Genomic DNA, 24,367 nt, shown 5'->3' on the forward strand with positions numbered 1-24,367 from the left:
GTGTACGGGCAACGCGGGGCCAACGGCCCCCGGGTGCCCCCGGCGGGGCCGGCGGTCGGGTACGCCGCACAAGCCGGGGGGGGGGGGCCCGGGGGGGGGGGGGGGGGGGGGTGCCCCCCCGCCCCCCCGCTCGACGTTCGCGTCAGGACGCCGGCCCGCCCCCGCGCGCCGAGACGACCACGTCGCCGCCGAGCCGGCCGTGCTCCGGGTCGCGGGTCGCCTCTCCCGCGTCGAGCAGGCCGGTCAGCGCCCGGACGGCGTCGGACGACCGGTAGACGGTCGCCGTGAGGGCGTGCCGGCGCAGTTCGGTGACCGTACGCGGGCCGGAGCGCGCCAGCTCCGCCAGCAGCTCGCGGCGCAGCGGGCCGGGCTCCGGGGCGGCGACGACGTCGAGCAGCCGCCCCGCCGGGTCGCGGTAGCGCACGCCGGCGGCACCGTCGACCGCCCAGAGCGCCTCCTTGAACGCCTCCAGGCTCTTGTCCGACCCCGTCGCGAAGGCGAACAGCCGCGCCGGGGCCCCGTCGGCGGGCACCAGCTCCACCTCGGTCGTCAGCGGGAACCCGGCGTCGGCGAGGGCGGCGCGCGCGGGGGTGCCGGCGGCGGTGGCGAGCAGCACGTCGGCCGGCTTGCCGATCGCCGCGGCGGTCAGCACGGCGGGATCGGCGGCGGCGTCGTCCACGACGGACAGCAGGGGCGCGCCGGCCGCGCCGGCCGCCTTGACCGCCACCGGCAGCCGGGCCGGTCCGCCGGGCACGAGGTGCACGGCGACGCCCGTCGGCAGCTCTGCCTCCACGGCGCCGAGCCGGGCCGGCAGTTCCTCGGTGCCGTCGGCGAGCACCAGCACGGTGAGCTGGCGACCCCGCAGCCGGTCGGCGTGCCGGGCGACCACCCGCAGCGCGGCCTCAGCGGAGCCGGCGTCGCCGCCGGCGTACGCCAGGGCCAGGGTGGCCCGCCGGGCGCGGTGCAGCGCCCCCGGCAGCCAGGTCTCCAGGTGTCGGACGAGCAGCTCGCGCAGGACGGCGTCGGTCGGCATGCTGCCGTTCTACCGCACGCCCGTCCCGGGCCGGGCACAGCTCCCCCATCCGGGCCGGACGGCGCGTCGCGCGGTCGGGGCGGCGTCCCGTCCCCGGCCGGTCAGGACGGGACGCCGTCGGACCGGTCGGGGTCAGGCCGGGACGGAGACGCCCACGCCGCCACGGGTCTGGCCGCCGTAGCGCCGCCGCTCGGCGTCCAGGTCGAGCCGGCCGATCCGCTTGCGGGCGGCCAGGGCGGCGTCGTCGAGCCGGTCGGCGGGCACCAGCCAGACGATCTCGAACTCCAGCCCGTCCGGGTCCTGGCCGTAGAGGCTCTTGGTGGTGCCGTGGTCGGACGCGCCGCCCAGGGCGCCGGCGGCGGCGAGCCGCTGGGCGGTCACCTCCAGCTCGTCGAGCGTGTCGACCTCCCAGGCCAGGTGGTAGAGCCCGACGGTGCCGCGGCCGGCGGTGGAGGGGCCGGTGCCCGCGCCGACCTCGAACAGGCCGAGGTCGTGGTCGTTGGTCGAGCCGGGCGCCTGGAGGAAGGCGGCGCCCCGGAAGCCGTCCGGCGTCATCGGGATCGGCCGGAAGCCCAGCACGTCGCGGTAGAAGGCGACGCTGCGGGTGAGGTCACTGACGTAGAGCACGGCGTGGTTGAGGCGGTGGATTCCCATGCCACCGACGCTAGCGCGGTTTTGTTGAGCGTTCAACTATCTGGCGTATGATGGGCGTCATGACCCGCTGGCTGAACCCCGACGAGCAGCGCACCTGGCGCGCGTACCTGACCGCCTCCCGGGCGCTGATGGAGGCGCTGGACCGGGAGCTGCAACGCGACGCCGGGATGCCGCACGCCTACTACGAGATCCTGGTCCGGCTCTCCGAGGCGCCGCAGCGGCGGCTGCGGATGAGCGACCTCGCCGAGGCCAGCGGCTCGTCGCGCAGCCGGCTCTCGCACGCCGTGGCCCGGCTGGAGGCGGCCGGCTGGGTCCGCCGCGAGGAGTGCCCCACCGACCGGCGCGGGCAGATCGCCGTCCTCACCGACGAGGGATTCGCCACCCTCGCCGCTGCCGCGCCCGGCCACGTCGAGGGGGTACGCCGGCACCTCTTCGACGCGTTGAGCCCGGCCCAGGTGGACCAGTTGCGCCGGATCAGCGAGACGCTCGCCGCACACCTGACGAGTTCTTGACCAATACACTCCCGCTCGGGTCTTGTACTTACCGTCGTCGGATGAGCACGATGGGGCGTGCCTTCCGGCTTCGGTGAACTGACTGACCAGGCGCACCACCTGGTGTCCTCCGGCGACCTCGCCGGTGCCCAACGGCTGCTCGCCGACGCGCTGACCGACGCCGACCCGCGTCCGGCCAACGCCACACCCGAGCTGGCCGAGGCGGCCAGCCTCCAGGCCCGCGTGCTGGTCGCCCTCGGCGAGCCGCACTCGGCCCGGGGCTGGGCCGCCTTCGCGTACGCGGCCGCGACCCGGCTGCACGGGCGCTCCGACCAGCGCACGGTGGCCGCCGCGGCCACCCTCGCGGCGGTGCTGCACCGGGTCGGCAGCTGGTCCCGCGCCGCCCGGCTCTACCAGGAAGTGATCATCGAGCTGACCGCGCTCGACGGTCCCGAGTCGCTGCGGGTGCTCGCCGCCCACGCCGACCTGGCCACCGTGGAGTACGCGCGCGGCCAGTGCCAGGTGGCCCGCGACCGGCTGCTGGACGCCTGGGAGCTGCACCGCGAGGTCTACGGCGACGGGCATCCCAGCGGCATCAAGATGCTGGCCCGGCTCGGGGCGATGCGGCGCGACTGCGGGCAGTTCGCCGAGGCGCACGACAACCTGGCGCTGGCCCGGGAGCTGTGCCGGCAGCACCTGCCGGCGGACGACCCGCTGGCCACGCAGGTGGCGGGGCTGGCCAGGGCGGCGGCCAACCCGGACCACGTCTGCGCCGACACCGCGCCCGTCGGGCGGGACGGTCCGATCGTGCCGTCCGCGCGCACCCCGCCCCCGGGCGACGGGCCGGCGACGGCACAGCACCCCTCGCAGGCGGGCTACCGCCCGGCGGAGCCGGACCCGTACGCCGGGCCGCCGCACGTGGTGCCGACGCCCCGGCAGCCGACGGAGGACCCGCCGCCCGGCTGGTGGCCCCCCGAGGCCGACGCCGGGGACGGGCCGGCCGACAGCGCCGTGCCGCCGGCGGTCGTCCCCCTGGCCGGCGGCGCCACCGAGGAGGCCGAGGGGGTGCACCGGGTCCGCCAGCCCGGCGCGCCCGAGGAGCCCTACCAGCCGTCGCGGCTGCTGCCGGTGCCGGTGCACCGCGCGCCGGCCCGGCGCCCCAACCGGCTGCTGCCGCTCGCCATCGGTGGCGTCGCGGTGGTGCTGCTGGGCACGGTCGCGGTGATCACCGGGGTGGCCGGGATGGACGGTGCCCCCGACCCGGTGCCCCCGGCGGCCACCGGCGCACCGGCCTCCACGCGGGCCGGGGACCCGGTCGGCACGGGCGCCCCGTCCGCCGCCGGCCCGACGGCCGGGGCCGCGGCCTCCCCCGGCAGCCCGCCGGGTTCGGTGACGCTGCGGGACAACCGCGACAACGTGGCGCTGCGCTGGACGTACCCGGCCGGCGGGGAGGGCCCGGTGGTCATCTCGGGCGGCCGGGTCGGCCAGGCGCAGACGGCCTTCGCCAACCTGCCCGCCGGCACCACCGCCTTCGTCGTCTACGGACTGAACCGCAGCACCGACTACTGCTTCACCGTCGCCGTCGTGTGGTCGACCGACACGATCGCCCGGGCGCAGCAGGTCTGCACCCGCCGCGGCTGACGCCCGTCGCAACCGCCGGCCCGTCGCGACTGACGGGCGCCGCGACTGACAGGCCGTCGCGGGTCCCGGGTGGCGCGGCGCCGAGGGTGCGCCGGGCGGTCCGGCTGGGCCACCGCCCGGCCTGGCCCGGTCCGTCAGGGCCGCTCCGGGTCGGGCAGGGCCGGCAGCAGCAGCCGTACCCGCAGCCCCGGACCGTCGTCCCGACCAGGGTGGGCGTCGGTCAGGACGATGCCGCCGCCGGCCCGGCGGACCAGCTCGCGCACGATGGCCAGCCCGAGGCCCGCGCCGCCGTCGTCCCGGGCGCGGGCGTCGTCGAGCCGGGTGAACCGCCCGAAGACCCGCTCCCGGTCCGCGGCCGGGATCCCCGGCCCGTCGTCGGTCACCGTCACCAGGTGGTACGCCCCGTCGCCGGCGCCGCTGCCCCCCGCTCCCCGGCCGGCGGTCCCGCCGTCCACCGCTCCCCCGCCGCGGGTCCCGCCGTCCACCGTTCCCCGGCTGGCCGTCCCGCCATCCGCCGCTCCCGAGCCGGCCGTCCCGCCATCCGCCGCTCCCGAGCCGGCCGTCCAGCCGTCCGCCGCTCCCCGGCGGGACGGCCCGCCGTCCACCGCTCCCCGGCCGGCCGTCCCGCCGGATCCGCCCGCCTCGTCGGCGCCCGGGCCGGCGGTCAGCACCACCTCGCCGTGGGCGTGCCGGACCGCGTTGTCGACCAGGTTGGTGAGGATCCGGCGCAGCTCGTCGGGGTCGCCCTCCGTCCACAGCGGCGTCGCGGGCGCGTCGAGGCGGACCGGCGGCGACGGGTACCGGGCGGCCACCGCCGCCAACAGGGCCCCCAACTCGACCGGCCCGGTGGCCCGCGCCGTCGGCCGCTCGTCGAGCCGGGCCAGCAGCAGCAGGTCGTCGACGAGCCGACCGAGCCGCTCGGTGTCGGCGAGCAGGTTCGCCGACACCGCCGTCCAGTCCGTCCGGTCGGCGAGCCGCCGGGCGACCTCCAGCTCGGTACGGATGTTCGTCAGCGGGCTGCGCAGCTCGTGGGCGGCGTCGGCGACGAACGCCCGCTGCCGGTCCCGGGCGGACTCCAGCCGGCCCAGCATCCCGTTGAGCGTGACCGCCAGCCGGTGGATCTCGTCCTGCGACGCCGGTACGGGCAGCCGCCCGCCCCCGTCCCGCCCGGTGATCTCCTCGGCGCCCCGGCGCAGCGCCTCCACCGGGCGCAGGGTCGCGCCGACCACCCGCCACGCCACGGCGGCCAGCACCGCCACCAGCAGTGGGAAGCTCACCAGCAGGATGGTCCGTACGACGTGCGCGCTGTGCCGTACGTCCGCCAGCGACCGGGCCACCAGGACGGTGCGCGGGTCGGCGGCGGTGCCCGCCGGTACGGTCACCACCCGCACCGGCCCGGCCAGGCCGACCCGCTCCCCCGACACCGTCAGCCGCTGCCGCGCGCCGATGTCGATCCGTTCCGGCGACACCATCGGCACCAGCCGGTCGGCGTCGATCGAGGCGGCCCGCACCCGGCCCTCGGAGTCGATCACCTGCACCCGGACCTGTCCACCGGCCACCGGCAGCGGATCGGGCAGGACCTCCTCGGCGGCGAGCAGCGCGACCGCGTCGGCGGTCTGGAACGCCTCGGTGTCCACGGCGCGTTGCAGGGCCCAGCCCAGCACGGCGAGCAGCACGAGCCCGCCGACGGCCAGTCCCCCGGACACCCCGAGCACCCCGACCGCCATGAGCCGCCCGCGCAGCCCGAGCGCGCCGCACACCCCGGTAAGGAAGGGCACCTTCCTGTCGCGTACCCGATAGGAAGGTGCCCTTCCTTCGCTCTTCACGGGGCGAGCCGGTAGCCGGCGCCCCGGACCGTCTCCAGACGCTCCCGGCCGATCTTGCGCCGCAGGTACCCGACGTAGACCTCGACGGCGTTGGGCGCCGTCTCGACGCTGGCGTCCCAGACGTGGTCGAGCAGCTCCGTCTTGGAGACCACCTCGCCGGGGCGGCGCATCAGGTAGTCGAGGAGCGCGAACTCGCGGCTGGTCAGCGCGACCTCGGCGTCCGCCCGGGTCACCCGCCGCCGGGCCGGGTCGAGCCGGAGATCGCCGACCGCGAGGACCGTGGGGCGTTCGGGGGCGCCGCGACGCAACAGGGCCCGCAGCCGGGCCAGCAGCACGACGTACGAGAAGGGCTTGGTGAGGTAGTCGTCGGCCCCGCAGTCCAGCCCGTCGGCCTGGTCGTACTCGCCGTCCTTCGCCGAGAGCATGAGCACCGGGAGCCAGTGCTCCTCGGCGCGCAGCCGGCGCACCAGCTCGTAGCCGGAGAGGCCGGGCAGCATCACGTCGAGGATCATCGCGTCGTACCCGCCGTGCCGGGCCGCGTCGAGCCCCGCCGGGCCGGTCGCCGCCACGTCCACCGCGAACCCCTCGGCCTGCAATCCCCGTTGCAGGGCGGACGCCAGCCGCGACTCGTCCTCCACCACCAGCAACCGCACGGGGTCAAGGGTGCCACCCGTGCGGGCGGTCGTACGGTCGTCCTCAGCGCCCTCACAGCGTCGGGGAGGCAGGATGTCCGGCAGGAGGTGTCACATGTCCGTCCTGAAGAGCCGTCCCGTCCTACGCTGGCTGGTCCCGGTGACCGCCGTCGTGACCGTCATCGGCGGCGGCGCCGCGCTCGGCACGTTCGCCGCCCAGGCCGAGCCGAGCCTGCCGCCGCGTACCGCCGCCCAACTCCTGGTCGACCTGCAGACCTCCCGGCTGGAGGGGCTCTCCGGCACGGTCGTGCAGCGCGCCGACCTGGGCCTGCCGCCGCTGGCCGGCCTGGTCGCCGGCGACGGGCCGGCCGCCCTGCTGACCGGCACGCACACGCTGCGGGTCTGGCACTCCGGGCCCGACCGGCAGCGCATCGCCCTCGTGGACACGCTCGGCGAGCGGGACGTCATCCGCAACGGCCGCGACGTGTGGGCCTGGAACAGCCGCTCCAACACCGCCACCCACCGCACGCTGCCCGAGGGCGCCGCCGGGGCCGAGAGCCGGGAGTTGCCGGTCACCCCCGGGGAGGCGGCCGACCGGGCCCTGGCGGCGATCAGCCCGAGCACCGAGGTGAGCGTCGGCCGGTCCGCCACGGTCGCCGGCCGGGACGCGTACGAGCTGGTGCTCGCCCCGCGCGACGCCGCCTCGCTGGTGCACCAGGTGCGCATCGCCATCGACGCGCGCCAGCACGTGCCGCTGCGCTTCGAGGTCTTCGCCGACGGCAGCGACAAGCCGGCCTTCGAGATGGCCTTCACCCAGGTGTCGTACGCCCGGCCGGACGCCGAGCAGTTCACCTTCAACCCGCCGCCCGGGGTGAAGGTGACCGAGGAGACCGCCGGGAATAAGCCCGCCGACGCGCCCGGGAAGCGCCCGGCGCACGGCGAGCGGCCGGACGTGCGTACCGTCGGCGAGAGCTGGGCCACGGTGGTGGTCGCGCGGCTCGACGGTGCCGGCGCGCCCGCCGACCGGGCCGGGACCGCCCCCGCCGGGGACGGGTCGACCGGCGACCCGGCGGCGCTGCTCGGCAGGCTGCCGAAGGTCAGCGGCGACTGGGGCAGCGGCCGGCTGCTGACCGGGAAGCTGTTCAGCGCGCTGCTCACCGACGACGGCCGGCTCATCGCCGGAGCGGTGACGCCGGAGCGGCTCTACGAGGTCGCCAGGGGCTGAGGAACGGCAGTCCGGGGGCCCGCCACGCGGCGGGCCCCCGCTGTCTGTGCGGGGCGGCCTGTGGCGTGGCCCGGCGCGCTTGGTCGCGACGCCCGGCGCACGGTATCTTTCTCAGTTCAGGCAACAAAAAAGAACGGCTGTCGAAAGCCGTTCCGAGAGAGATGCTAACCAAATGGGAGACGGCTTGTCAAGGCATTCCGCCGATTCCGCCGAATTGCAGTCCGATGACGAAATCGGCCGCGAACAGGAATACGTCTCGATGCTCTACCGCCGGCTGGACGAGCTGCGCGAGCAGGCGTCCCAACGGTTGACCGAGGAGCTGCGGGCGACCGGTGGCACCCTCCAGGCCCGCTCCCAGCGCGACAGCGCGGTGCGGATGTACGCCGACCAGGTCGAGCAGCTCTCCGCCGTCGAGAGCGGCCTCTGCTTCGGCCGGCTCGACACCGACGACGGCGGCCCGCACTACATCGGCCGGATCGGCATCTTCGACACCGGCGGCGACTACGACCCGCTGCTGATGGACTGGCGTGCCCCGGCGGCCCGCGCCTTCTACCTCGCCACCGCGGCCAACTCCCAGGGAGTGCGCCGCCGTCGGCACCTGCGCACCCGGGAACGCAAGGTGATCGCCCTCAACGACGAGGTGCTGGACCTGGACACCGCCTCCCCCACCGCCCACGAGGAGCTGACCGGCGAGGCGTCGCTGCTCGCCGCGCTCAACGCCGGGCGCACCGGCCGGATGCGCGACATCGTCGAGACCATCCAGGCCGAGCAGGACCGGATCATCCGCGCCGACCTGCCGGGCGTACTGGTCGTGCAGGGTGGCCCCGGCACCGGCAAGACCGCCGTCGCGCTGCACCGTGCGGCGTACCTGCTCTACACCCACCGCGAGCAGCTCTCCACCCGGGGCGTGCTCATGGTCGGCCCGAACGCCACGTTCCTGCGCTACATCTCCCAGGTGCTCCCGGCGCTGGCCGAGACGGGCGTGCTCCTGCGGACGCAGGGCGACCTCTTCCCGGGGGTCAGCGCCCGCCGCGCCGAGCCCGCCGAGACCGCCGCGCTCAAGGGCCGCGCGGTGCTGGTCGAGGTGCTGGCCGCCGCCGTACGGGACCGGCAGTGGGTGCCCGACGAGCCGCTGGAGATCGCGCTGCCGCAGCAGGAGGTGCTGCTGCTCGACCCGGAGACCGTCCGCGCCGCCCGGGAGCGGGCCCGCCGCTCCGAGCGGCCGCACAACCTGGCCCGGGCGCTCTTCGACGTCGAGATCGTCCACGCACTCGCGGCCCAGGTCGCCGAGCGGATCGGCGCGGACCCGCTGGGCGGGGAGAACCTGCTCGACGAGGCCGACGTGGCGGAGATCCGCCGCGAGCTGCGCGAGGAGCCCGAGGTGCGGGCCGCGCTGGACCAGCTCTGGCCGGTGCTCACCCCGCAGCGCCTGCTCGCCGACCTGTACGCCTCCACCGACCGGATCGCCGTCGCCGCGCCCATGCTCACCGAGGCCGAGCGGGCCATGCTGCACCGCGAGCCGGGCGGCTGGACGCCCGCCGACGTCCCGCTGCTCGACGAGGCGGCCGAGCTGCTCGGCGAGGACGAGCGCGCCGCCGCCGCCCGCCGGGAGCGGATCCGGGCCCTGCAACGGGAGTACGCCGAGGGCGTGCTGGAGATCGCCCGGGGCTCCCGCTCCATCGACGTGGAGGACGAGGCCGACGGCGGTGAGATCCTCGGCGTCACCGACCTGATCGACGCCGACCGGCTGCTGGAGCGGCAGGAGGAGGCGGACCGGCTCACCACCGCCCAGCGGGCCGCGGCCGACCGGGGCTGGGCGTTCGGGCACGTCATCGTCGACGAGGCACAGGAGCTCTCGCCGATGGCCTGGCGGCTGCTGATGCGCCGCTGCCCGAGCCGCTCGATGACCATCGTCGGCGACGTGGCGCAGACCGGCGCGCTGTCCGGCACCCCGTCCTGGGCCGACGCGCTGGAGCCGTACGTGGCGCAGCGCTGGCGGCTGGAGGAGCTGACCGTCAGCTACCGCACCCCGGCCGAGATCATGGCGGTCGCCGCCGAGGTGCTCACCGAGATCGACCCGGCGCTGCGCCCACCCCGCTCCGTACGCTCCAGCGGTGTCCCGCCGTGGGACCACGCGGTGGCACCCGAGCGCCTGGCGGCGGAGCTGGTCGCCGCCACCACCCGGGAGGCCGCCGGCCTGGACGACGGCCGGCTCGGCGTGATCGTGCCGACCGGTCGGGTCGACGAGCTGGGCGCCGCGCTCACCGCCGCCCTGCCCGAGGCGGCCATCGGCGAGGACCCGGAGCTGGAGAGCCGCGTGGTGGTGCTCACCGTCGGCCAGGCCAAGGGCCTCGAATTCGACTCGGTCGTCCTGGTCGACCCCGACCGCATCGTGGCGGAGTCGCCCCGGGGCCGCAGCGACCTCTACGTCGCCCTCACCCGCGCCACCCAACGCCTGGGCATCCTCCGCCCCACCTGACCCGCCGGCCCCGTTGCGCCCGCCGGCCCCCTGCGACCTGGTCGGCGGGTCACTCCGGGGTGAAGTCGCCGACCTGGCTGGCGGTGCCGGACTGGTCGCTGGTCGAGCCGCCCGCCGGGGTGCTCAGGCCGCCGGTGGTGGCGTCGCCCGTGGTGGTCGGTGCCACCTTGCCGGGGTGCCGCTCCGGCTGGCGTGCCACCCGGCGCACGCTGGCCGGGCCGGCGGTGCCGCCGGTCGTGGTGACGGCGCCCTGCCCCCGGGTCGGTCCGCCGTCGCGCAGCACCTCCGGGTCGACCGGAACGTGCGCCGGGTCGTCCGGGTCCTCGTCCTGGATGACCCGCTGCACGTCGGTAGGGGGCACGGTCACCTCGTCGAGAACACCCTCGCCGTACACGCCACCGGCGATCCGCTCCTCGGCCTGCCGGGCGGCGTCCTGTCGCACGTCGTCCTCACGCATGTCCATCACCTCACAGGAGTGGTCGGTCCGACCTGCGTGCCCGCCACCCCCACCAACAAACCCGCCCCGCCTGTCGCCCCGCCGCCTCGCCGTGCCCCGCCCACACCCGGCGTCGATCAGCGGAAGGCCCGCACCGCCGCGACCCCGGCCCCGCCCCTGGCGGCCGCGTCGATCATGCAGTCGTGGTGCCCGTGGGATACCGATTCAGGCATTTTGCACGCCAGCACAACTGCATGATCGACGCCGGGCTTCGGGCCGCGGGCCGGGCTTTCGCGGCGAGGCGGGGCTTTCGCGGCGCAGGACGGGGCTTCCAGGCTTTCGCAGCCCAGGGCGGGCTTCGCAGCCCAGGGCGGGGCTTCCGGGTTTTCGCGGCGAGGCGGGGCTTCGCGGCGTAGGACGGGGCTTTCGCGGCGAGGCCGGGCTTTCGCCCCGCACGGGCGGCGCCAGGCGTTCGGGGCTGAGGCGCCGAGCTTTCGGAACGAGGACGGGGTCTGGTGGGGGCCAGGTGGGGTGCAGGGAGCGGGGCAGGTATCCGGGGTGCCGGGGGTGTTACTGCCCCCGGCGGGTCGGGTAGACGGCGGGTGCCCCCGCCATGCACGCGAACCGTGCCGTGGCCGACACGCGGTAGCGGGGCGAGGGAACGCAGGTACGACTCATCGCATCCTGAGGAGGACAAGATGAGCACGCAGGCTGCTTCCACCAGGCCGATGAACCGGCCGACGCAGGACGCGCCCAACCGGGCGATGCAGGACCGGGCCATGCAGGACCGGGCGATGCAGGAGACGCCCACCCGCCCGATGCCGATGATGCACGACGGGCACCGGGAGGCCATGCATGCACCCGGCACGGAGACCAAGCCGTCGCTGCGTACGACCGAGTTCTGGGTCTACATCGCGGCCGTGATCGGCGTGCTGGCCGCCTCGCAGCTGGTCGGCCGGAACTCGGCCGGTGTGGACATCTTCCGGGCCGACAACGCCTGGTTCATGATCACGCTGCTGACCATCGGGTACCTGGGTAGCCGTGGTCTGGCCAAGGCCGGCAGCAACTGGCGCAGTGGTGAGGAGCGCAAGGCCCGGCACTGACCGGGCGACGCACCACGGCAACGGTGGCCCCCGGGACTACGGTCCCGGGGGCCACCGTCGTGAGTGGTCCTACTCCTCGAAGCCGCCGAAGTCCTCGCCGTCACCCTCGAAGGCGTCGCCGATCATGTCGCCGACGATCATGCCTCCGACGGCTCCCATCGCGGCACCGGCGACGACGCCGCCCATGCCGACGCCACGGCCGTGACCGTGCCCGTGACCGTGACCGCCGAAGCCGTGGGCGCCGCGCAGGCTGCCGTAGCGGGACGTCGTCTCCCGCAGCCAGCCGTCGACGACCTGGACCCAGTCCGTCTTGTCGGCGTCGGCGTGCGAGAGCCGGTAGTGGCCGAAGGCGTCGTGCCCGGGGGTCAGGAACCCGCCGCGCTTGTCGCACTCCAGGATGACCTCGACGCCGTGCGGGCTGGTCACGAAGGTCAGCTCGACCTCGTTGATGGTGCTCGCGTACTGGGGCGAGGCGAAGAACTCGATCTCCTGGTAGAACGGCAGCGTCTGCTGCGTGCCACGGATGTGACCGCGCTCCAGGTCGGCGTGCTTGAACCGGAAGCCGAGCCGCTGGAACGCCTCCAGGATCCGCTCGTGCACCGGCAGCGGGTGCACGTTGACCTGGTCCAGGTCGCCCTTGTCGACCGCCCGGGCGATCGCCAGCTCGGTGCGCAGCCCCATCGTCATGCCGCGCAGTCGCTGGCCGTAGACGTCGGTGATCGGCGTCTCCCACGGGACCGGAAGCTGGAACGGCAGGGAGAGCTGCTGCTTCGGGGCGAGCTGGAACGCGCCGCTGACCGGCAGCCGGTGGAACTCCATCACGCCGGCGTACTCGGTGTCACCGCCCTCGATCTCGACCCGGGTGACCAGGCTGACGACGACCTGCTCGACGTTGGCCGGAGCGTCCCCGCCCTGCAGGTTGACCTGCCCCTCGAGGGTCAGGCCGGGGCGGGTGTTCGGGTTGGTCAGGACGGTGTCGACGCTCGGCCCGCCCACTCCGAACGCGCTCAACATCTTCTTGAAGACCATCGGAACTCCCGTGCAAAGACACCGCACTCCACCCTGGAGCCGGTCGCTGACTGGTCGGGACACTACGCGGAGGCGCTGTGAAGTGCCTGTGAGAGTGCACCACGACGGCGGAACGCCGCAGCTGGGCCGGCATCCCCTCGGACGACCGGGTCGTTGGTGGACCAGCGTCCCGCCGGACGGCCGGGTCGTCGGCCGCCGCCGGCCCGGCCGGGACTGCTGCCTGGGACAACGAGCCGGGGACGGCATGCTGGGGGCAGCTTGACCTCAACCCCGCTTCAGCATGACAGTTCGAGCAGTACGTCGTAGACCCGGGGGCGGCGGTGCGGCACCACAGCCGCGCCATGAGACGCCGTCGGGGCCAGGGCACGTTTCGGGCATGCGGTGGATCTGGCAGGGAGTCGGGCGTGGAGGTCTCGGGTGTGGGGGCAAGCATCGGGCGTACGCGACTGCCTGATCCGCCGACAGCGGTCCTGCCGGAGCCGCAGGCAGCGGTTCCGCCGGAGGTCGCGGCTCGCCTGGTCCGGGAGTTGAGAGTCTGGCTGTGCACCCTGCGCCGCGACGGCTCGCCGCACGTGACGCCGGTCTGGTTCGTCTACGTCGATGACACGTGGTGGATCGGTTGCGGTGGCGAGAGCGTCAAGGCCCGCAACGTGGCGGCCGATCCACGGGTGTCGCTGGCCCTCGAGGGCGGAGAGGCGCCCGTCGTGGCCGAGGGTCTCGCCCGGGTGCGCCGGACCGACTTCCCGGACCCGATCGTCAAGGCTTTCGCGACAAAGTACGGAGGGTGGGACATCCGCGAGCCGGTCGCCCCGGAGAGCTTCCGGGTGTTGCTGGAGATCCCCGTACGGCGCTGGTTGCTCGCGGGCGTGGCCCGTTGATTTCGGCTCCCCGAGCAGCGGAGCGCGTTGCGCTGATGTCGTGGACGGCTCAGCTCGACAGCGCCGGGGCCGCCTCGTAGCCCGCGCATCGGCAGCGGCGGGACGGTCAGGGTGCGGATCAGGCCTTCGGGGCGGCGATGGCGGCAGAGTCTCCGGTGAGCGCGGCCACCGCCCGCTGGATGCGAAGGTGGGCTGCCGGATCGGTGCCGCCCGTGAGGGCGACGTGGTGCAGCACGCCGACCACCGCCAGGGCCAGCGCCGCCACGTCGGCGCCGCCGGCCACCCGTCCGAGTCGCCGCTCGGCGGCCAGGTAGCCGGCGACGGCGTGCTCGACCGCCTGCAGGCAGGCGGTCCCACCGCCCAACACCGTCTCGACCTGTGTCACCAGGTCGGGCCGGAAGGCCATCAGCCGGGCCAGTGCCAGCAGCGTCTCCATCGGCGTAGCCAGGATGGCCTGGTTGAGGTTGCCGGCGACCGTGCCGGACCCGGCGCGCTCCGGGAGGCCGGCCACCTCGCCGGAGACCACGAAGGACCGGTCGATCCAGTACCCGGCCAGGAAGTCGTCGAAGTTCGCGAAGTGCGCGTAGAGCAGCCCGGTGGCGACGCCGGCCTCGCGCGTCACGGCCCTGCCCGTGAGCCGGCTCGGTCCGTCTCGCACGATCAGCCGCTCGACGGCGGCGAAGAGCTGCTGCCGAATCTCCGGGATGGCTACTCCGCGCGGCATGCCTGAAGTCTAGGCGGTGCCGCTGCCCCTCGTTGCGCCCGGTATGAACAGTCGCTCATACTAGTTTGAGCGAACGCTCATTCTTACTCGGGAGTGCTGGATGAAACGTGCAGTGATCGTGGGAGCGGGCATAGCCGGGCTGGCCACCGCGCTGCGACTCGGGCGGGACGGGTGGCACACGGTCGTGGTGGAACGCGCTCCCGCCCGACGCAGCAGCGGCTACATGGTCAACCTGATCGGCCCGGGCTACGACGCCGCCGAGCGCCTCGGCCTGCTCACCGCGCTGTCCGCGTACGACCTGGGTCTGTTCACCACCGTGCTCGTCCGCGCCGACGGACGGCCCAAGTTCACGGTGCCGTCCAGCCTCGCCGAGGCCGCCCTCGGCGACCGGGCCGTGTCGGTGTTCCGCGGCGACCTGGAGTCGACGCTGTACGAGGCGGTGCGCGACCGCGCCGACATCCGCTTCGGCACCACCGTCACGTCCCTGGAGCAGGACACCGAACGGGTACGGGTGGTGCTGAGCGACGGCACCACGGAACACGCCGACCTGCTCATCGGCGCCGACGGGGTGCACTCCGCCACGCGGACGGCCGCGTTCGGCTCCGGCTTCCAGGTCGATCTGCCGTACGTCGTGGGCGCCTTTCCCCTGGCCCACCCGGTGGCGGGCGTGCCGGACTCCTCAGCCACCACGTTCATCGGCCCGGGACGCACGGCGGCGATCGTCAACCTGGGCCCTCGGCGGTCTTCGGCGTTCTTCACGTACCGCAGCGCGGACCCGGCTGCCGACCTGCGGCGCGGAGCGGTGGAGGCGCTCGACGCGGCGTTCGGGGATCTCGGCGGGGGCGTCCCCGATGCGATCCGCCACCTCGGGAAGGACCCGGCCGGCGCCTACTTCGACGCGATCAGCCAGGTGGTGATGCCACGCTGGAGCACCGGCCGGATCGTGCTGCTCGGAGACGCGGCGTGGTGCGTCACGCTCTTCGCCGGGCACGGGGCCACCCTCGCGCTCGCCGGCGCGGACCAGCTCGGCGCCGCCCTGCAACGGCACGACGACGTGCCGGCGGCACTGACCGAGTGGGAGGCGGGACTGCGCCCGGAAGCCACGAAACGGCAGGCGCTCGCCCGTCGCGGGATGCTCCAGTACGCGCCGCCGAGCCGGTTCCACGTGTGGATGGGCGACGTGACCATCCGGACGATGACCCTCCCGGGTGTGCGCGGTCTCGTCCGGCGCGGCACCGAGCGCGCGAACCGCAAGGCCGTGCCGTGACCACGCGCTCGGGCCGGTCAGTCGACTCCGACGACGATCAGCTCGCCCACCTGGCCGGCTAGCTGGTCGCGCGCATCCTCGGGCAGCCCGGCGTCGGTGACGAGCACGTCGGCCTCGGAGAGCGGGGCGATGGTGGCCATTCCGATCGTCTCCCACTTGGTGTGGTCGGCCAGCACCACCAGGCGCCGGGCCGCGCCGACCAGGCACCGGTCGGTGCCCGCCTCCAGCAGGTTCGGCGTGGTGAATCCGGTGCGCGGGCTCATCCCGTGTACGCCGAGGAAGAGCACGTCGACGTTGAGGGCGCTGATCGCCGCCTCGGCCACCGGCCCGGTCAGGGCGTCCGACGGGGTACGGATCCCGCCGGTCAGCACGACCGTCTGGTCGGCGCCCGGGTGCTGGTGCAGGGCCTCGGAGACGGGGATGGAGTTGGTCACCACGGTCAGGCCGCGTACGTCGGCCAGCAGGCTGGCCAGCGCGGCGGTCGTGGTGCCGGCGGAGAGCGCGACGGCCATGCCGGGCTCGACCAGGGCGGCGGCCCGTTCGGCGATGGCCCGCTTCTCGGCCCGCTGCCGCAGCGACTTCGCGGCGAAGCCGGGCTCGTCGCCAGGTCCGGGGCCGACCAGGGTCGCGCCACCGTGGACCTTGTCGACCAGCCCCCGCTCGGCCAGCACCTCCAGGTCGCGCCGGATCGTCATGTCCGAGACGCCGAACCGGCTCACCAGCTGGCTGACCCGCACGCCGCCGCGCTGCCGGATCATCTCGAGGATCGCGGCCTGTCGCTGTCGGGCCAGCATCCGGATGTCCTCCCTCGGGCCGTCACCGTCAGCGGGCCGCAGCGGTGGCCGGCGTCTCGCGGATGACGGCCACCTCGCCGGCCGGCACGACCAGGTCGCCGGAGCAGCGTGCGCCGGTCAGCAGTTCCACGCCGGTGGCGTCGAGCCGGGCGTCGGCGTCGGTGTGGTTGATGACGAAGAGCCAGGTGCGGTCGCCGGCGCGGCGCCGGACCACCTCCACCTCGGCGGGGACCCGCGCCGCCGGGCGTACCCCCGACTCGGCCACCAGCCGGGCCACCAGCCGGTCCGTCGCCGCCGGGTCCAGCCGGGTGCCGACGTACCAGGCCACGCCCGCGCCGACCGGGTGCCGGGTCAGCGCCGGCACGCCCGGCAGGGGCCCGTCGGCGTACGCGGCGAGCACCTGCGCGCCCGCGGGGTGCAGCCACTCCGTCCACACGTCGGCGACCGAGCCGTCGTCCAGGGTCACCCGCTCCCCCGCCCGCAGCGGGAAGAACTCCTCGACGCGGACGCCCAGCAGTTCGCGGAACGCCCCCGGGTAGCCGCCGAGGCGGATGTGGTCGTGCTCGTCGACGATGCCGCTGAAGTACGTGACCAGGGCGGTCCCGCCGGCCTCGACGTACGCGCGCAGCGCCGCGGCGTGCGCGTCGCGCACCAGGTAGAGGGTGGGCGCCAGCACCAGCCGGTAGCGGGACAGCTCGGCGGAGGGGTGCACGACGTCGGCGGTGATCCCGGCCCGCCACAGCGCGTCGTGCAGCGCGCCGAGGCGGTCGGCGTACGTGACGTCGACGGTCGGGTGCGAGTCGAGCTCGGCGCCCCACCACGCCTCGTAGTCGAACAGGATCGCCACCTCGGCGTCGACCCGGCTGCCGCGCACCTCGGCCAGGGCCCGCAGGTCCGCGCCGAGCCGGCACACCTCGCGGAACACCTTGGTCTCCGGGCCGGCGTGCGGCAGCAGCGCGGAGTGGAACTTCTCCGCTCCGGCGCGGGAGGCCCGCCACTGGAAGAAGAGCACCCCGTCCGCGCCGCGCGCCACGTGCGCCAGGCTGTTGCGGCGCAACTGGCCGGGGGCCTTGGCCACGTTGCGCGGCTGCCAGTTGACGGCGCTGGTGGAGTGCTCCATCAGCAGCCACGGGTCGCCGCCGGCGACGCCCCGGGTGTGGTCGGCCGCGAGGGCGAGCCCGACGTGGGCGCGCGGGTCGGCGGCGGTGAGGTAGTGGTCGTTGGCGACGACGTCCACGTCGGACGCCCAGGAGTGGTAGTCGAGGTACTTGATGCCGGTGCCGATCATGAAGTTCGTGGTGACCGGCTGGCGGACCAGGCGCGTGAGCACCTCGCGCTCGGCGCGCAGTTGGGCGCGCTGCTCGTCGGAGGAGAAGCGCAGGAAGTCCAGTTGCTGGGTGGGATTGGCGAAGGTCGGTGCCGTGCGCGGCGGGTTGATCTCGGCCCAGTCGCCGTAGCGCTGACTCCAGAAGGCGGTGCCCCAGGCCTCGTTGAGCCCGTCCAGGTCGCCGTAGCGCTCGCGCAGCCAGCGGCGGAACGCCTCGGCGCTGACCTCGCAGTAGCAGTGCACGTTGTGGCAGCCCAGCTCGTTGGAGACGTGCCACATGACCACGGCGGGATGGTGGGCATAGCGGGTGGCGAGGGCCTCGACCAGGGCCAGCGACCGCTCCCGGAACACGGGCGAGCTGGGGCAGTACGCCTGCCGGCCGCCTGGCCAGAGGATCGCGCCGTCGGCGCGCCGGGGCAGCGTCTCCGGGTGCCGGTGGGCCAGCCACGGGGGCGGGCTGGCGGTGGCGGTGGCCAGGTCGACCGAGATCCCGCCGCCGTGCAGCACGTCGATCGCCCGGTCCAGCCAGCCGAACTCGTACGCGCCGGGGGCGGGCTCCAGCAGCGCCCAGGAGAAGATCCCCACCGACACCAGGTTGACCCCGGCGCGGCGCATCAGCGCGACGTCCTCGGCCCAGGTGGACTCGGGCCACTGCTCGGGGTTGTAGTCGGCACCGAACCAGATGTCGTCACCCTGCCATCGCCGCATGGATGCAGAGCGTGCCCGGCCGAGGCGGCCAAGTCAACACGTTCCAACATCGATCATCTTTACAACGTTTACCTCTCAACGGCCTTGTTGCGACCGGGTTGTCGGGAGATTGCCGCCCCCTTGACACCGCCCGGAGGACGAGTAGCTTGAGGCGCCACTGGCAATTCGTGTTCACCAATGTGGATTCGCGATGGATCCGGGTGTGTGTTCACGGTTGCCGGGACACCGCCACCGACGGCCCTCGGGCACCTCTTCATCCGCAGGAGGCACCATGTCCCGTCCCCGCACCCGAGCCGAGTACCTCGCCCGGCTCGTACCCCCCTCAGTGGCCGGCCTCGACCGTCGTTCGCTGCTCGCCGGCGCGGCCGGCACCACCGCGCTGCTCGGCACGGGCCTGCTCACCGGCTGCGGTTCCGACTCCGGCGGCTCCGGCGCCAAGACGGTGTCGCTGGGCTCCAACCAGTCCGACCCGAAGCCCAAGGAGGTCATCGCGAAGGTCATGGACGGCTTCCGGACCTCGTCCGGCCTCGAGGTCGCCGTCAACACGGTCGACCACAACACGTTCCAGGAGAACATCAACAACTATCTCCAGGGCAAGCCGGACGACGTGTTCATGTGGTTCGCCGGCTACCGGATGCGCTTCTTCGCCGCCCGGGGCCTCGCCGGCGACCTCAGCGACGTCTGGGGCAGGCTCTCCGGGATGTCCGACGCGTTCCGCAAGGCGTCGACCGGCGACGACGGCAAGCAGTACTTCGTGCCGTCGTCGTACTACCCGTGGGCCGTCTTCTACCGCAGGTCCGTCTGGCAGCAGAACGGCTACCAGGTGCCGAAGACCCTCGACGACCTGACCGCGCTCGCCGGTCAGATGAAGAAGGACGGGCTCACCCCGATCGCCTTCGCCGACAAGGACGGCTGGCCGGCGATGGGCACCTTCGACATCCTCAACCTGCGGATCAACGGCTACCAGTTCCACATCGACCTGATGGCCGGCAAGGAGTCCTGGACCTCCGACAAGGTGAAGAAGGTCTTCGACACCTGGCGCGGCCTGCTGCCCCTGCACCAGCCCGACAGCCTCGGCCGGACCTGGCAGGAGGCCGCCCAGTCGTTGCAGCAGAAGAAGAGCGGCATGTACCTGCTCGGCCTCTTCGTCGGCCAGCAGTTCGACGGCGCCGACCTGGCCGACCTCGACTTCTTCACCTTCCCCGAGATCGACCCGGCGATCGGCGCCAAGGCCCTGGACGCGCCCATCGACGGCTACATGATGGCCCGCAAGCCGAAGCAGGAAGCCAACGCCAGGAAGCTGCTGGAATACGTCGGCTCGAAGGCGGCCGCGGACATCACCGTCAAGAGCGACCCGAGCACGCTGGTCGCCAACAGCGAGGCCGACACCAGCGGCTACAGCGCCCTGCAGAAGAAGGCCGCCGAGCTGGTCGGCTCGGCCACCGAGATCGCCCAGTTCCTGGACCGCGACACCCGCCCGGACTTCGCCTCCACGGTGATCATCCCGGCGCTCCAGCAGTTCATCAAGGACCCGAAGGACATCGACGGGCTGACGTCGAGCATCGAGAACCAGAAGAAGTCGATCTTCACCGACTGACGGCGAGAGGGTGAGGGCACCGTGTCCGACCTGCCCCTGATCCAAGCGGATCGCGCCGCGCCGCCGCCGGCCGCGACCACCTCCACGGGTGGTCGCCGCCGGCGCGTACGGCTGCTGTCCCGCACCGACCGCGTGGTCGTCGCGCTCATGGTGGCCGTACCGCTGCTGCTCGTCGTCGGCCTGGTCTGGCTGCCGGCGGGCGCCACCGTGCTGCTCTCCGGCACCGACTGGGACGGCATCGGCCCGGTCTCCGAGATCGAGTGGGTCGGCGGCCGCAACTATGCCGACGTGGTCCAGAACTACCCGCCGTTCGTGCCGGCCGTGCAGAACAACCTGCTCTGGCTGGCGGCGCTGTTCGTGGTGGCCACCCCGTTCGGCATGTTCCTGGCCGTCCTGCTCGACAAGGAACTGCGCGGCACCCGGTTCTACCAGACCGCGCTCTACCTGCCGGTGGTGCTCTCCCTGGCGCTGATCGGCTTCGTCTGGCAGCTGCTCTACTCCCGCGACCAGGGCCTGGTCAACGCCGTCCTCGGCACCGGCGTCGACTGGTACGGCGACCCGGACGTCAACATCTGGGCCGTGCTGGTGGCGGCCGGCTGGCGGCACGTCGGCTACATCATGCTGCTCTACCTGGCCGGGCTGAAGGGCGTCGACCCCTCGCTGCGGGAGGCCGCCGCCGTGGACGGCGCGTCGGAGGGCCGGACGTTCTTCAAGGTGATCTTCCCGGTCCTGCGGCCCATCAACATCATCGTGCTGGTGGTGACGGTGATCGAGTCGCTGCGCGCGTTCGACCTGGTCTGGGTCATCAACAAGGGCCGCAACGGCCTGGAACTGATCTCGGCGCTGGTCACGCAAAACGTGGTCGGCGAGGCGAGCCGGATCGGCTTCGGCTCGGCGCTGGCCACCATCATGCTCGTCGTCTCGCTGGTCTTCATCACCGTCTACCTGGCGACCGTGCTGCGGGAGGGACGCCGATGAGCACCGCGACCGTGCCCCGGGAGGACCGGACCGCCCCCGCGACCGAACGCCGCCCGCCGCCGCGCCCGGCCCGGGTGGTGCTGCACGTGTTCCTCGCGGCGGTGGCGATCGGTTGGCTCTTCCCGATCCTCTGGGCCGTGCTGACCTCGCTGCGCTCCTACGAGTACACGGCCACCAACGGCTACGTCTCGCTCGGCGGGTGGACCCTCGACAACTACGTCACCGCCTGGCGGACCGCCGAGTTCGGCAAGCACTTCCTCAACTCCGTCTACATCACCGTGCCGGCGGTGCTGCTGACCCTCTTCCTCGCCTCGTGCGTGGCGTTCGTCATCGCCCGGTTCAGCTGGAAGACCAACATCGTCCTGCTCGGCCTGTTCACCGCGGCGAACCTGCTGCCCCAGCAGGCCCTGCTCATCCCGCTGTTCCGGCTCTTCACGCAGGTGCCGCTGCCGGCGTTCATGAGCGACTCGGAGCTGCTCTACGACAGCTACTGGGGGCTGATCCTGGTCAACGTCGCCTTCCAGTGCGGCTTCTGCGTCTTCGTGCTCAGCAACTACATGAAGGCGCTGCCGCGCGACCTCTACGAGGCGGCGATGGTCGACGGGGCGAGCGTCTGGCGGCAGTACTGGCAGGTGACCATGCCGCTGTGCCGGCCAGCCCTGGCCGCGCTGGCCACCCTGGAGGTGACCTGGATCTACAACGAGTTCTTCTGGGCCACCGTGCTGATGCGCACGGGGGACAAGTTCCCGGTGACGAGTTCGCTCAACAACCTGCGCGGTGAGTTCTTCACCGACAACAACCTGGTCTCGGCCGGCTCGGTGCTGGTCGCGATCCCGACCCTGGTGATCTTCTTCCTGTTGCAGAGGCAGTTCGTCCGGGGCCTGACCCTGGGGGCTTCAAAGGGATGACCATCGTCCACCTGCGCCGCGCCAAGACCAGTCTGGTGCTCGACGCGCGGGACCCGGGGCTGCCCCGGGTCGCGCACTGGGGGGCCGACCTCGGTTCCGTCCCCGACGGCGACCTGCCCGCCCTGGTCGACGCCACCGTCGCGCCGGTCGTACCCAGCAGCTTCGACGCGCCGACCGTGCTGTCCCTGCTGCCCGAGGCGTCCGCCGGCTGGGGCGGCCGGCCCGCGCTCGCCGGGCACCGCGACCGCACCGGCTGGTCCACCGCCTTCCGGCTGACCGGACTCGACGTCGCCGACGACGGCACCGGCTCGGCCCGGGTCACCGTCCGGGCGTCCGACGGCGGGGCCGGGCTGTCGCTGACCGTCGAGATGGAGCTCGACCCGACCGGCCTGGTGCTGCTGCGGCACCGGCTGCGCAACGACGGCGACACGGCGTACGAGCTGCGGGAGCTGACGCCGGTCCTGCCGGTGCCGGCGGTCGCCACCGAGCTGCTCGACCTGACCGGCCGGTGGTGCCGGGAGCGGTCCCCGCAGCGGCACCCGTGGCCGATGGGCGCCTGGGTACGCGAGGGCCGGCACGGCCGCACCGGGCACGACGCGACCCTGCTGCTGGTCGCCGGCACGGTCGGCTTCGGCTTCGGCCACGGCGAGGTGTGGGCGGTGCACACGGCCTGGAGCGGCGACCACGTGACCGTCGCCGAGCGGCGGCCGACGGGCGGGTCCACCCTCGGCGGCGGCGAGCTGCTCACCCCCGGCGAGGTGGTGCTCGATCCCGGCGGGGAGTACGCCACCCCGCTGCTGTACGCGGTCTTCTCCGCCGACGGGCTGGACGGGCTCAGCGACGTCCTGCACACCCACCTGCGCGCCCGCCCGCAGCACCCGGCCACGCCCCGCCCGGTCACCCTCAACGTCTGGGAGGCCGTCTACTTCGACCACGACCTGGACCGGCTCCGCACGCTTGCCGACCAGGCGGCCGAGGTCGGGGTGGAACGCTTCGTGCTCGACGACGGCTGGTTCCGGGGCCGCCGCCACGACCGCGCCGGCCTCGGCGACTGGTACGTCGACGACACCGTCTGGCCGGACGGCCTGCACCCGCTCGTCGACCACGTACGCGGGCGCGGGATGCAGTTCGGGCTCTGGGTGGAACCGGAGATGGTCAACCCCGACTCCGAGGTGTTCCGGGCCCACCCGGAGTGGGTGCTGTCGGCGCCGGGCCGGCTGCCTCCGTCGTGGCGGCACCAGCAGGTGCTCGACCTGGCCCACCCACCCGTGCACGACTACCTGCTGGAGCGGTTGGACGCGCTGCTCACCGCGCACCCCGGCATCGGCTACCTCAAGTGGGACCACAACCGGGACCTGACCGAGGCTGGGCACCAGGGCCGCCCCGGCGTGCACGGGCAGACCCTGGCGGTCTACCGGCTCCTCGACGAGCTGCGCCGCCGCCACCCGGGCGTGGAGATCGAGAGCTGCGCGTCCGGCGGCGCCCGGGTGGACCTGGAGATCCTGCGGCGCACCGACCGGGTGTGGGCCAGCGACTGCAACGACGCCCTGGAGCGGCTGGCCATCCAGCGCTGGACGGGGCTGCTGCTCCCGCCCGAGCTGGTCGGCGGCCACATCGGGCCGGAGCGCTCGCACACCACCCACCGCGTGCACGACCTCGGTTTCCGGGCGGCGACCGCGCTCTTCGGCCACCACGGCATCGAGTGGGACATCGGCGCGATCGACGCGGCGCAGCGCGGCGAACTGGCCGCCTGGGTCGCGTTGCACAAGCGGCTCCGCCCGCTGCTGCACGCCGGCCGGGTGGTCCGGGTCGACCACCCGGACCCGGCCGTCTGGGCGCACGGCGTCATCGCCCACGACGGCTCCCACGCGGTGTACGCCGTGGCCCAGCTGGCCACCTCGGTGGCCCAGGTGCCCGGGCCGGTCCGGCTCCCCGGCCTCGACCACCGCCGCCGGTACGCGGTGCGGCCCGCCGCCGGAGTGCCGGAGCCCGCCACCCTCCAGCGGGCCGCCCCGGGTTGGCTGGCCGACGGCGGCGTGACCCTCAGCGGCACGGTGCTGGCGACCGTCGGGCTCCAGATGCCCGCGCTGCATCCCGAGCAGACCCTGCTGCTGGAGGTCACCGCCGCCGACTGACCGGGATAGTTTTTCGGCGCGGGTGTCGAGAACCGGGGTGCCGGCTTCTACCGACGGGTGAGAGCACCGATGATGGTGCGCAGTCGTGAGGAGCCAGACGTGAAGTACATGTTGCTCATGCAGTTCAGCGCCGCCGGCACGGACTTCCCCCCGATCGAGACGTGGACGCCCGAGGAGATCCGGGCGCACGTGGCGTTCATGGGCGAGGTGAACGGGAAGCTGATCGCCGACGGCGAACTGGTCGGCGGTGAGGGGCTCGCCGCTCCGGCCCAGGCGAAGATCGTCCAAGCGGGCGCTGGTGGGACCCCCGTGGTCACCGAGGGGCCGTTCGCCGAGACCAAGGAGTTCCTCGCTGGCTTCTGGATCGTCGACTGCGACAGCCCCGAGCGGGCCGTCGCGCTCGCCGCGCACATCTCCACCGCGCCCGGCCCCGGCGGTCGGCCGCTGAACATGCCGATCGAGGTGCGCCCCGTGATGTCGGCGCCGCCGCAGGAGATGTGAC

General features: G+C 73.9%; 21 protein-coding genes. 12 read left to right on the forward strand and 9 right to left on the reverse strand.

All coding sequences use genetic code 11. The annotated features are described in order from the left end of the window. Positions 1-142 precede the first annotated feature (142 nt). Complete coding sequence (locus tag ACGFNF_RS26005) at positions 143-1,033, reverse strand: hypothetical protein (RefSeq protein ID WP_357577548.1); 891 nt, start codon at positions 1,031-1,033, stop codon at positions 143-145. Positions 1,034-1,165: 132 nt separating this feature from the next. Continuing rightward, positions 1,166-1,687 carry a VOC family protein gene (locus tag ACGFNF_RS26010; protein WP_393171280.1) on the reverse strand — a complete coding sequence of 174 codons (522 nt, stop codon included), beginning with the start codon at positions 1,685-1,687 and terminating at the stop codon, positions 1,166-1,168. Positions 1,688-1,737: 50 nt separating this feature from the next. Here ACGFNF_RS26010 and ACGFNF_RS26015 point away from each other — a divergent pair, with 50 nt between their 5' ends. Both ACGFNF_RS26015 and ACGFNF_RS26020 read left to right on the forward strand, forming a co-directional pair. Continuing rightward, positions 1,738-2,199: a MarR family winged helix-turn-helix transcriptional regulator gene (locus tag ACGFNF_RS26015; RefSeq protein WP_393171403.1), complete on the forward strand. Its 462-nt coding sequence runs from the start codon at positions 1,738-1,740 to the stop codon at positions 2,197-2,199. A 57-nt stretch (positions 2,200-2,256) separates the two neighbouring features. Further along, complete coding sequence (locus ACGFNF_RS26020) at positions 2,257-3,819, forward strand: tetratricopeptide repeat protein (protein WP_393171282.1); 1,563 nt, start codon at positions 2,257-2,259, stop codon at positions 3,817-3,819. A gap of 134 nt (positions 3,820-3,953) precedes the next feature. Here ACGFNF_RS26020 and ACGFNF_RS26025 read toward each other — a convergent pair whose 3' ends face one another. Both ACGFNF_RS26025 and ACGFNF_RS26030 read right to left on the reverse strand, forming a co-directional pair. Then, positions 3,954-5,546, reverse strand: a complete 1,593-nt coding sequence (locus ACGFNF_RS26025; protein ID WP_393171405.1) for a sensor histidine kinase — start codon at positions 5,544-5,546, stop codon at positions 3,954-3,956. A 95-nt stretch (positions 5,547-5,641) separates the two neighbouring features. Further along, a complete protein-coding gene (locus ACGFNF_RS26030) occupies positions 5,642-6,298 on the reverse strand; it encodes a response regulator transcription factor (RefSeq protein WP_132240027.1) in 657 nt (218 codons plus the stop codon). A 94-nt stretch (positions 6,299-6,392) separates the two neighbouring features. Here ACGFNF_RS26030 and ACGFNF_RS26035 point away from each other — a divergent pair, with 94 nt between their 5' ends. Further along, a complete protein-coding gene (locus ACGFNF_RS26035; protein ID WP_393171284.1) occupies positions 6,393-7,502 on the forward strand; it encodes an outer membrane lipoprotein carrier protein LolA in 1,110 nt (369 codons plus the stop codon). A gap of 172 nt (positions 7,503-7,674) precedes the next feature. After that, on the forward strand, positions 7,675-9,981 hold the full coding sequence (locus ACGFNF_RS26040; RefSeq protein ID WP_393171286.1) for a HelD family protein: 2,307 nt from the start codon (positions 7,675-7,677) through the stop codon (positions 9,979-9,981). A 49-nt stretch (positions 9,982-10,030) separates the two neighbouring features. Here the strand turns inward: ACGFNF_RS26040 and ACGFNF_RS26045 are convergent, their stop codons facing one another. Further along, a complete protein-coding gene (locus ACGFNF_RS26045) occupies positions 10,031-10,438 on the reverse strand; it encodes a hypothetical protein (protein WP_311411449.1) in 408 nt (135 codons plus the stop codon). Between the two features lie 677 nt (positions 10,439-11,115). Here ACGFNF_RS26045 and ACGFNF_RS26050 point away from each other — a divergent pair. Then, the gene (locus ACGFNF_RS26050) at positions 11,116-11,520 is read left to right on the forward strand and encodes a hypothetical protein (RefSeq protein WP_393171288.1); all 405 of its coding nucleotides are present in this window, start codon (positions 11,116-11,118) and stop codon (positions 11,518-11,520) included. A gap of 69 nt (positions 11,521-11,589) precedes the next feature. On the opposite strand, the gene ACGFNF_RS26055 is transcribed toward ACGFNF_RS26050, so the two are convergent. After that, positions 11,590-12,549, reverse strand: coding sequence for a sporulation protein (locus tag ACGFNF_RS26055; protein WP_311411450.1), 960 nt, complete (start codon positions 12,547-12,549; stop codon positions 11,590-11,592). Positions 12,550-12,968: 419 nt separating this feature from the next. Between ACGFNF_RS26055 and ACGFNF_RS26060 the strand changes: the two genes are divergently transcribed. Next, complete coding sequence (locus ACGFNF_RS26060) at positions 12,969-13,427, forward strand: pyridoxamine 5'-phosphate oxidase family protein (RefSeq protein WP_393171290.1); 459 nt, start codon at positions 12,969-12,971, stop codon at positions 13,425-13,427. Between the two features lie 118 nt (positions 13,428-13,545). Here ACGFNF_RS26060 and ACGFNF_RS26065 read toward each other — a convergent pair whose 3' ends face one another. Next, positions 13,546-14,151 (reverse strand): TetR family transcriptional regulator, encoded by a 606-nt coding sequence (locus ACGFNF_RS26065; protein ID WP_393171292.1) that lies wholly within the window; start codon positions 14,149-14,151, stop codon positions 13,546-13,548. A gap of 100 nt (positions 14,152-14,251) precedes the next feature. Between ACGFNF_RS26065 and ACGFNF_RS26070 the strand changes: the two genes are divergently transcribed. Beyond that, positions 14,252-15,418, forward strand: a complete 1,167-nt coding sequence (locus tag ACGFNF_RS26070) for an FAD-dependent oxidoreductase (protein ID WP_393171294.1) — start codon at positions 14,252-14,254, stop codon at positions 15,416-15,418. A 17-nt stretch (positions 15,419-15,435) separates the two neighbouring features. Here the strand turns inward: ACGFNF_RS26070 and ACGFNF_RS26075 are convergent, their stop codons facing one another. Beyond that, complete coding sequence (locus ACGFNF_RS26075; protein ID WP_393171296.1) at positions 15,436-16,212, reverse strand: DeoR/GlpR family DNA-binding transcription regulator; 777 nt, start codon at positions 16,210-16,212, stop codon at positions 15,436-15,438. Positions 16,213-16,240: 28 nt separating this feature from the next. After that, the gene (locus tag ACGFNF_RS26080) at positions 16,241-18,247 is read right to left on the reverse strand and encodes a beta-galactosidase (RefSeq protein WP_393171298.1); all 2,007 of its coding nucleotides are present in this window, start codon (positions 18,245-18,247) and stop codon (positions 16,241-16,243) included. A 271-nt stretch (positions 18,248-18,518) separates the two neighbouring features. Between ACGFNF_RS26080 and ACGFNF_RS26085 the strand changes: the two genes are divergently transcribed. The 5 genes from ACGFNF_RS26085 (at position 18,519) to ACGFNF_RS26105 (ending at position 24,366) form a co-directional block, all read left to right on the forward strand. Next, positions 18,519-19,844 (forward strand): ABC transporter substrate-binding protein, encoded by a 1,326-nt coding sequence (locus ACGFNF_RS26085; RefSeq protein WP_357577558.1) that lies wholly within the window; start codon positions 18,519-18,521, stop codon positions 19,842-19,844. 21 nt (positions 19,845-19,865) lie between these two features. Further along, positions 19,866-20,822, forward strand: coding sequence for a carbohydrate ABC transporter permease (locus ACGFNF_RS26090; RefSeq protein ID WP_393171300.1), 957 nt, complete (start codon positions 19,866-19,868; stop codon positions 20,820-20,822). After that, positions 20,819-21,730: a carbohydrate ABC transporter permease gene (locus ACGFNF_RS26095; protein WP_151455867.1), complete on the forward strand. Its 912-nt coding sequence runs from the start codon at positions 20,819-20,821 to the stop codon at positions 21,728-21,730. Before ACGFNF_RS26090 ends, ACGFNF_RS26095 begins: the two co-directional genes overlap by 4 nt. Further along, positions 21,727-23,865: an alpha-galactosidase gene (locus tag ACGFNF_RS26100; protein ID WP_357577561.1), complete on the forward strand. Its 2,139-nt coding sequence runs from the start codon at positions 21,727-21,729 to the stop codon at positions 23,863-23,865. Before ACGFNF_RS26095 ends, ACGFNF_RS26100 begins: the two co-directional genes overlap by 4 nt. Before the next feature lie 108 nt (positions 23,866-23,973). Continuing rightward, positions 23,974-24,366 (forward strand): YciI family protein, encoded by a 393-nt coding sequence (locus ACGFNF_RS26105; protein WP_357577582.1) that lies wholly within the window; start codon positions 23,974-23,976, stop codon positions 24,364-24,366. Position 24,367 lies beyond the last annotated feature (1 nt).

Source organism: Micromonospora sp. NPDC048868, assembly GCF_043198195.1.
Classification (GTDB): domain Bacteria; phylum Actinomycetota; class Actinomycetes; order Mycobacteriales; family Micromonosporaceae; genus Micromonospora; species Micromonospora reichwaldensis.

Coding starts and splice junctions, on each gene's coding strand:
- ACGFNF_RS26005 (WP_357577548.1), bottom strand. CDS start 1,033: ATGCCGACCGACGCCGTCCTGCGCGAGCTGCTCGTCCGACACCTGGAG.
- ACGFNF_RS26010 (WP_393171280.1), bottom strand. CDS start 1,687: ATGGGAATCCACCGCCTCAACCACGCCGTGCTCTACGTCAGTGACCTC.
- ACGFNF_RS26015 (WP_393171403.1), top strand. CDS start 1,738: ATGGGCGTCATGACCCGCTGGCTGAACCCCGACGAGCAGCGCACCTGG.
- ACGFNF_RS26025 (WP_393171405.1), bottom strand. CDS start 5,546: ATGGCGGTCGGGGTGCTCGGGGTGTCCGGGGGACTGGCCGTCGGCGGG.
- ACGFNF_RS26035 (WP_393171284.1), top strand. CDS start 6,393: ATGTCCGTCCTGAAGAGCCGTCCCGTCCTACGCTGGCTGGTCCCGGTG.
- ACGFNF_RS26040 (WP_393171286.1), top strand. CDS start 7,675: ATGGGAGACGGCTTGTCAAGGCATTCCGCCGATTCCGCCGAATTGCAG.
- ACGFNF_RS26045 (WP_311411449.1), bottom strand. CDS start 10,438: ATGCGTGAGGACGACGTGCGACAGGACGCCGCCCGGCAGGCCGAGGAG.
- ACGFNF_RS26050 (WP_393171288.1), top strand. CDS start 11,116: ATGAGCACGCAGGCTGCTTCCACCAGGCCGATGAACCGGCCGACGCAG.
- ACGFNF_RS26055 (WP_311411450.1), bottom strand. CDS start 12,549: ATGGTCTTCAAGAAGATGTTGAGCGCGTTCGGAGTGGGCGGGCCGAGC.
- ACGFNF_RS26065 (WP_393171292.1), bottom strand. CDS start 14,151: ATGCCGCGCGGAGTAGCCATCCCGGAGATTCGGCAGCAGCTCTTCGCC.
- ACGFNF_RS26070 (WP_393171294.1), top strand. CDS start 14,252: ATGAAACGTGCAGTGATCGTGGGAGCGGGCATAGCCGGGCTGGCCACC.
- ACGFNF_RS26075 (WP_393171296.1), bottom strand. CDS start 16,212: ATGCTGGCCCGACAGCGACAGGCCGCGATCCTCGAGATGATCCGGCAG.
- ACGFNF_RS26080 (WP_393171298.1), bottom strand. CDS start 18,247: ATGCGGCGATGGCAGGGTGACGACATCTGGTTCGGTGCCGACTACAAC.
- ACGFNF_RS26085 (WP_357577558.1), top strand. CDS start 18,519: ATGTCCCGTCCCCGCACCCGAGCCGAGTACCTCGCCCGGCTCGTACCC.
- ACGFNF_RS26095 (WP_151455867.1), top strand. CDS start 20,819: ATGAGCACCGCGACCGTGCCCCGGGAGGACCGGACCGCCCCCGCGACC.
- ACGFNF_RS26100 (WP_357577561.1), top strand. CDS start 21,727: ATGACCATCGTCCACCTGCGCCGCGCCAAGACCAGTCTGGTGCTCGAC.
- ACGFNF_RS26105 (WP_357577582.1), top strand. CDS start 23,974: ATGTTGCTCATGCAGTTCAGCGCCGCCGGCACGGACTTCCCCCCGATC.